The sequence below is a fragment of the Collinsella sp. AM34-10 genome, from assembly GCF_003469185.1.
Lineage (GTDB): Bacteria > Actinomycetota > Coriobacteriia > Coriobacteriales > Coriobacteriaceae > Collinsella.
Map to the genome: position 1 here is coordinate 499,805 of NZ_QSIL01000001.1, position 6,866 is coordinate 506,670.

At 55.7% G+C, this 6,866-nt stretch carries 8 protein-coding genes; 2 read left to right on the forward strand and 6 right to left on the reverse strand.

All coding sequences use genetic code 11. The features are described 5' to 3' along the window. Nucleotides 1-26 precede the first annotated feature (26 nt). On the forward strand, nt 27-965 hold the full coding sequence (locus DW823_RS02135; protein ID WP_233542957.1) for an NAD(P)/FAD-dependent oxidoreductase: 939 nt from the start codon (nt 27-29) through the stop codon (nt 963-965). Nucleotides 966-1,181: 216 nt separating this feature from the next. Then, entirely contained in the window at nt 1,182-1,793 is a 612-nt protein-coding gene (locus DW823_RS02140; protein WP_022094521.1) for a DUF1836 domain-containing protein, read from the forward strand. Between the two features lie 73 nt (nt 1,794-1,866). On the opposite strand, the gene DW823_RS02145 is transcribed toward DW823_RS02140, so the two are convergent. The 6 genes from DW823_RS02145 to DW823_RS02170 all read right to left on the reverse strand — a co-directional run bounded on the left by DW823_RS02145 (nt 1,867) and on the right by DW823_RS02170 (nt 6,704). Next, entirely contained in the window at nt 1,867-2,733 is an 867-nt protein-coding gene (locus DW823_RS02145) for a DegV family protein (protein WP_022094520.1), read from the reverse strand. Nucleotides 2,734-2,908: 175 nt separating this feature from the next. Beyond that, nucleotides 2,909-4,009, reverse strand: a complete 1,101-nt coding sequence (locus tag DW823_RS02150) for an NlpC/P60 family protein (RefSeq protein ID WP_118079914.1) — start codon at nt 4,007-4,009, stop codon at nt 2,909-2,911. A gap of 32 nt (nt 4,010-4,041) precedes the next feature. Continuing rightward, nucleotides 4,042-4,572 (reverse strand): adenine phosphoribosyltransferase, encoded by a 531-nt coding sequence (locus DW823_RS02155; RefSeq protein ID WP_022094518.1) that lies wholly within the window; start codon nt 4,570-4,572, stop codon nt 4,042-4,044. A gap of 38 nt (nt 4,573-4,610) precedes the next feature. Then, nucleotides 4,611-5,495 (reverse strand): MerR family transcriptional regulator, encoded by an 885-nt coding sequence (locus tag DW823_RS02160; protein ID WP_022094517.1) that lies wholly within the window; start codon nt 5,493-5,495, stop codon nt 4,611-4,613. A 3-nt stretch (nt 5,496-5,498) separates the two neighbouring features. Then, the gene (locus tag DW823_RS02165) at nt 5,499-5,933 is read right to left on the reverse strand and encodes an FHA domain-containing protein (protein ID WP_022094516.1); all 435 of its coding nucleotides are present in this window, start codon (nt 5,931-5,933) and stop codon (nt 5,499-5,501) included. 66 nt (nt 5,934-5,999) lie between these two features. After that, nucleotides 6,000-6,704: a CDP-alcohol phosphatidyltransferase family protein gene (locus DW823_RS02170; RefSeq protein ID WP_118079916.1), complete on the reverse strand. Its 705-nt coding sequence runs from the start codon at nt 6,702-6,704 to the stop codon at nt 6,000-6,002. Nucleotides 6,705-6,866 lie beyond the last annotated feature (162 nt).

Here is a 6,866-nt window from a genome sequence, read left to right on the forward strand (position 1 = left end):
CCAATCTTTCGACAGGAGGTCTCTTCATGATTACCCATCAGCCGATCGATGCTGCGATTATCGGTGGCGGCCCTGCGGGCTATGCTGCAGCCATTTATGCGGCGCGCTCCAACCTAACGACGGCCGTGATTGAACAGGGCATGTCGGGAGGACAAATCGCCACAACCAATGAGGTCGAGAACTATCCGGGTATTCCGCTCTTGAGCGGTGCCGAGCTTGGCGAGCGTTTTCAGCAACATGCAGAGGGCCTGGGAGCGCAGGTTACATGGAGCATGGTGACGGGCATCGAGTACGATGCTGATACAGCGCTGTTTACGGTGCATCACGATACGGGCGATACACTGGCCTCGAGCGTTATCGCTTGCATGGGTGCCACGCCGCGATCTGCTGGTTTTGTTGGCGAGGATACGTATCGCGGTCGTGGCGTTTCGTATTGCGCGACGTGCGATGGCATGTTCTTTCGCGGTAAACAGGTCTTTGTTATCGGCGGCGGTAATGCTGCCTGTGAGGAAGCCCTGTTCTTGTCAGAAATCGCCAGCAGCGTGACCATCGTCTTGCGCCGCGATCAGTTCCGGGCTCCCGATGGCGTGGTTCAAAAGGTGCGCGCAAAAGATAATATTTCAGTTAGGTACCAAACTAGTATCGTGGAACTATCGGGCGAGGCTATGCCCACGACTATCACATTTAAGGACAACGCCACCGGTGAAATCTATTCCGAGTCCTTCAATCCTGGCTCGTTTGGTATCTTTGTCTTTGCTGGCACGCAGCCCCATACCGAGCTTGTAGAGCATCTGGTAGATCTGGCGCCCGACGGCGGTATTGTGACCGACGAATCGATGGCCACCCGCACGCCTGGCTTATTTGCTGCTGGCGATATCCGTTCCAAGCGTTTACGCCAAGTTGTGACCGCCGTTTCGGACGGAGCTATAGCGGCTACCAGCGCATACGCTTTCTTACGCGGATAAGTACGATAATATATCTTATGTAAGGTTGTTATGTTACTTAAACGTCCAGCGGTAACGAGCTTGAGGCAACGTTGCCGCTGGACGTTTTGTTGTGTAAAAAATGAGCCAGCTATCCTGCGACCTGACCCGAGCCAAAGCCGACGATCATACCGTTCATTATGGTATGCAAAACTAGATAATCTAGAATACAATATTGAAAACGAACGGAGGCACCATATGAATCACGCTAAACATGTCATTCCTATGTCCGATACGTCGGTTAGCATTAGCCCAGAGGATATTCAGCCAACGGTGCTACCTGATGCATTTATCCAGTCTGATATTGTCCGCAAACTCAATACGCTCAGTCTGCCGCGCTATAACCAGTTGCCGAATGTAACGCTCTACCGTGACCAGGTCATTGAGTACATCGAGCTGTGGATGGAGCCGCTTTCGATTTGTGTGGAGCAGCCCGTCATTACGCCATCGATGATCAATAACTACGTAAAGGTCGGCCTTGTTCCCGCTCCGGTTAAAAAGCAATATGGTCGCGAGCAGATTGCGCGTCTCATCTCCATTTGTATCTTTAAGCAGGTGCTGCCCATCGCTGCGGTTCAGGCGCTCTTTAACATTCAGCGCCTGAGCTACGATGCACCGACCGCCTTTGATTATGTGATTGATCAGCTCGAGGCATCGATTCGTGCGGCTTTTTCCATTGAGCAGGTTCCTGTACCCGATACGGCTCATCAGGTCACACGCGAGTCGCTGCTCGTACGCAGCGCGGTATCGTCTTTTGTATCGAAGGCGTATCTAATGAGCTACCTAAAGTTCAACGGGTTTAATAGCTAGCCGACGTACAAGACGGGCGGGACAAAGAGTCATCAGACACTTTGTCCCGCCCGTGTTTTTGTTTAGTTGGATTTTATCGGCCCGAAGCAACGCCCATGCCGTAGCCGATAATGAGCCCGTGCATCTCGGCATAGTATGAATCCAGTCCGTTGCAGGGCATGATGATGGTCTTGGAACCGGGCCAATGCTCCACAATGCGGCTGGCAAGTGCCTGGGCGCCCGCCTCATTTTCGACATGGTCGATTACGACCTCGCCGCCGGTAAAGCCCTCGGCCTCCATGGTGTCGACAATCTTTCCAAGCATCTTCTTTTCGCCACGGGTGTGACCGATGAGCTTGATCTCCCCTGCCTCGCTTGCCGTGCCTAAAACTCGAATGTTGAGTTTATTGGCGATAACCCCAGCTGCCTTGGGAATACGTCCGGCCTTGGCGAGATTTTCGTAATTGCACAGGCTAAAGAGGATCTTGCTGTTCAGTTCCAGCTCATCAAAATAGCTGCAGGCTTCCTCAAAAGAGACGTCTGGATTGCTTGCGAGATAGCGGTCGAACAGCAGGAAGATCAGGTCCATTTTGCCGCCGGCTCCGCGTGAATTGACCAAATGAATCTGACGGTTCGGATCCTCGGCAAGAACCAAATCGCGTGCCGTGGCGGCGGCATTGTAGCTTCCCGAGACGCCCTCGGAGATGGGCATGCAAATTGTCTTGTCGGCAAGCCTAAAGAGTTCGGTCCACTCGCCTACGCTCGGACAGGCGCTCGAAGAAGCGCTCGACTCCGCCTGCACGGCGCAATTGAGTTCGTGAACATCGAGCGTGAGGTCATCGACGAACTCGCGCTCCCCCACTCGAATTTTAAGGGGTGCAAATGCAAAGGTGGTATGGGGCGCGGTCGGTTGCCAATCGCGGAGGTTGCAGCTCGAATCGGAGATAAGTGCCCAGCTCATAGAGGGTCCTTTCTAGATGTTTCTCATTTATTATAGCCATCTTGCTTACCTTTGAAACGTGCATCTAGTATTGAAAACTAGCTCATTGGGATCATGTATGGAGCACGGTCACAAATAAATGAACCCCGCAGCCCAAAGGCCACGAGGTTCACATTCGTTTGCTATACAGAGTGACTTAGTAGCGCACGAAAATGTAGTTGTTGTTCATGCCGGCTGCGACGGAGCTGATGATGACGCCCGTCTTGTAGTCGGAAGCATGGATCATCTGACCATTTCCGATATAGATGCCAGTATGGTAGGAGTTAACCACGACATCGCCTGGTTGCGGGTCGGACACGCGGGTCCAACCCATGAAGGTGCCGGTGGTGCCCAGACGGCAGTAGCGGCCCGTGAGACAGTAGCTTACAAAACCGGAGCAGTCAAAGCTGTCCGGTCCAATGCCTCCCCAGGAATAAGCGCAACCCAGCTTGCTGTAGGCACGCGAAACAACGGAGCCGCCGTCAACAGACTGGCTCGGTGCGGAAGGCGTCGGCGCCGGAGCCGGGGCGGGCTGCGGCGTAGGGGCCGGAGCGGGCGTAGGAGTGGGCGCGGGCGTATTGCCGCCATCGTTGGTGTTCTCGGTCGTACCGGCGGTGTCTTTGCTCACCGTGGCCTTTTCGGCAGTGCTGGCATTTATGCCAGCCTGCAGCGCGGCATTGGCTTCAGCCTCGGCGGCAAGCTCGGCCTGCAGCTGAGAATCTAGGGAGTTCACGATGCTCTGGGCTTCTGCCTGCTGGGCGTTGAGCTCGTCGACTTTCTTCTGCGTCGCGGCGACGTTCTTCTCCTGCTCGGCCTGCTTATCAGTGAGCTGCTGCTTAAGGTCCTTGACATCCTGAATGGTCTGGGCCTGCTTGTCGGAAACCTTGCCGTAATAGAACAGACGGTTGAGCATGTCGCCCAGATCGTCGACGCCCGTCAGAACCTGAAGGAGACTCAGACCGCCGGTCTTGTACTCACCGGCAACGTAGCTCGAAAGCTTTGCCTGGCCGTCGGCAATCTCTTGCTGCTTTTGCGTGATCTCGCCTGCGGTCTGATCAAGCTCCTGCGTCTGCGCGGAGAGTTCTTCATGAATTTGCTGGGTCTGCGTGCCGATCTGCTCGAGTTTGGTACGAGCAGCGGCAAGGTCGGATGCGGTATCGGCATAGGCCGGAGCCGCGAGGCCCAGGCCCAAAACACAAGCGAGGGTTGCCGTAGCAGCGCAGCGTGCCATGTTTTTGTGCGTATTTGCTGTGCGCATGGAGCTTCCTTTCCGGTATCTAAGGGTAGCGGCTAGTCCACCGTTACCAGGCTAAAGAGCTCGACGTCCTCGTTGGAAGGCGTGAGCTTCTTGCGCGGGTTAAGAAACGCAAGTTCGAGGATACAACCGTAACCCACAAGCTTTGCGCCCATATCTCGCACCAGTTTACCTGTTGCCTCGACGGTTCCGCCCGTCGCGACCAAGTCGTCCAGAATCAACACGGTATCTTTAGAGGTAATGGCATCGGCATGGATTTCGATAGAGTCGGTGCCATATTCGAGCTCGTAGCTCTCGCTCACCGTCTTGCGCGGCAGCTTGCCCGGTTTGCGTGCGGGCACAAAGCCGGCGCCCAGGGCGACGGCCACGGGCACGCCGACCATAAAGCCGCGAGCCTCGGGACCCACAACCTTGGTGATGCCCATGCCGGCAAAATGCTCGGCCAGGGCATCTACCATGGCCTTTAACGCCTCGGGATTACCAAAGAGTGGCGTGATGTCCTTAAAGACGACTCCGGGCTCGGGATAGTCGGGGATGTCGACGATGTGAGATTCGAAGTCGTACATGGCATGACCTTTCAGGGGAGGCTGGTTTGTAGCAGCGTCTATTTGGCCGCGCTGGCGGTGCCGGCGCGTGAGGGGGCGACAACCTTGAGCGGCTGCACGAGGGATTCCTCACGCACGGGGACCGCGGAGGTAGATGCCTCTTCGCTTTTGGCCTTGGTTGACTCGGAGCGTGCGATCTCCTCGTCGAGGGCATCGATATCGGCATCCTCCACCACGGCGTTGAGTGACTCAAATACACGGTTCTTGAGCAGAGCGGTATGGACGCCCTCGGTGAGGTCATGCAGCTTCTTAAATGCACGCTCGAGCTTGGCATCGCGCTCGTCGTCGGAAGTATCCATACCGAGCATGCTTACGAGCACCTGCTCAAACATCGAGGACTCGCGGTTTGCGGACGATACGTACTGGCGCAGGTTGCGCGGCTCGATATGGAAGCGCGAAAGCTCGGAGCAATAGCGGATGATCGGGAAATCGCGGCCATCGACAAGCTCGCGATTCTGCGGGCTCTTGATGATGCGAATAAGGTCGTTTTCGGCCAGGGAGCGGATAAACGAGATCTCGACGCCAAGCATATCGGGGATGGTCTCGATGGGATGCAGCTTTTGCTTAGTCTCCTTGGGTTCCGTCTTGAGCGGAACATCGGACAGCAGACCCACCTCGTAGGCGAGCGTAGACAGGTCCGTGGCGTTTTCCAGGCGCTGCTTGATCACATTGAGCGGCATGTAGCGAGTTTTCTGCAGATGCAGAATGACCTCCAGGCGGTCAACGTCCTCCTTGGAGTACTGACGATAGCCCTTAGGCGTGCGATGAGGGGTGATGAGCCCCTCATCTTCGAGAAATCTAATTTTTGAGTTCGAAAGATCGGGGTATGCGCCTCGAAGTAGATTGACGACCTGGCCGATACTCAGATAATTGCGTTCGGCCATGCCCTACTCACCGGTTTCGATGCGCTCCGGCGTGCTCTCGTGGTAGATGAGCGTAAACGTACCGATCTGGACGGAAGAGCCATCGTGCAGCGGTGCGCCGTTGACGATGGCGCCATCAACCCACGTACCGTTGAGCGAGCCCAGGTCCTCGATGCGGGCACCCAGACCCTCGCGAATAATGCGCGCGTGGCTACGCGACACGGTCATGTCGTTGAGGAAGATGCCGTTAGCGGGATCGCGGCCGATGGTGGTCACATTATCCTCGAGCTCAAAGGCGGCGCCGGTTTGCGGGCCTTTGACGATAGATAAGACGGGCGCGGTGATGTGCACGTTGGCCATGAGGTCGGGAACGGTGACATCGCTCGAAGGAACGCGGAAAACGCAGGTGGCGTCTGAGGCCTTATCGTTCTGAGGCATATTGTTAACCATGTTGTCCATGACAACCCCTAACTTAACGCGGACATGCCGCAAAGAATGAACTGTACGTAATCATACCCCAACGACTTAGTCTTCGATTTCGGGGTTAAGAAAGTCGATGTCTTCGTCCTCGGGATGCGCCACGGCTTGTTTAATGGCCGCTCCACCCTTAATGGAATAGATGACAGCGGTGAGCATGGAGAAGATGACGCCGCCATACACGAAGAAGATGCCGAGGGGCACCGAGCTTCCGTTGAGGCCCGGGAAGGCCGTAAGGGTTGAAGGTAAAAGATGCAGGCCGTCAATAACGGGGAACCCGAGCAGCATGAGCGAGAAGCCGGTCATGAGCAGTGCAGTGGCAATCTTTCCGGGAAAGACGACATCGATGGGGCGACGGTGATAATGACGAACGATAAGCGTGCCGATGCCCAGATAGATGTCGCGGCCAATAATGAGCACGCAGACCCAGATGGGCAGCTCTCCGCGGACCACCAGCCCAAGTACGCCGGTGAACAGCAGCGCACGGTCGCAGATGGGATCCATGACCTTGCCGAGCCACGAGACCGTCTTGGTCATGCGGGCGATCTGACCGTCCATCCAGTCGGTAGAGGCGGCAACGGCGTAGATAACGATGGCGATGACGCGGTTGTTATCCGTCACAAACAGGTACAGAAATACCAGGGTGAGGATCAGGCGCGTAAAGGTGATGAAATTGGAGATCGTGAAGATCTTATTCGACGGGTAATCGGAAGTGCCGATAAGCTCCTTTTTGATCTTCTTTTTGATGCCCACAGGACTCCCCCGCTGGTAAACGACAAAACTTTCGATACTATACCCGTTCTGGCGATGTCTATCCAGCGCGAGCATAGAGAGTCCAGACATATATAAGACTCCAACGGCCGTTACGGCTTCGTTAGAAACGCGCCCCACCATGGATGGTGAACCCGAAAGGCA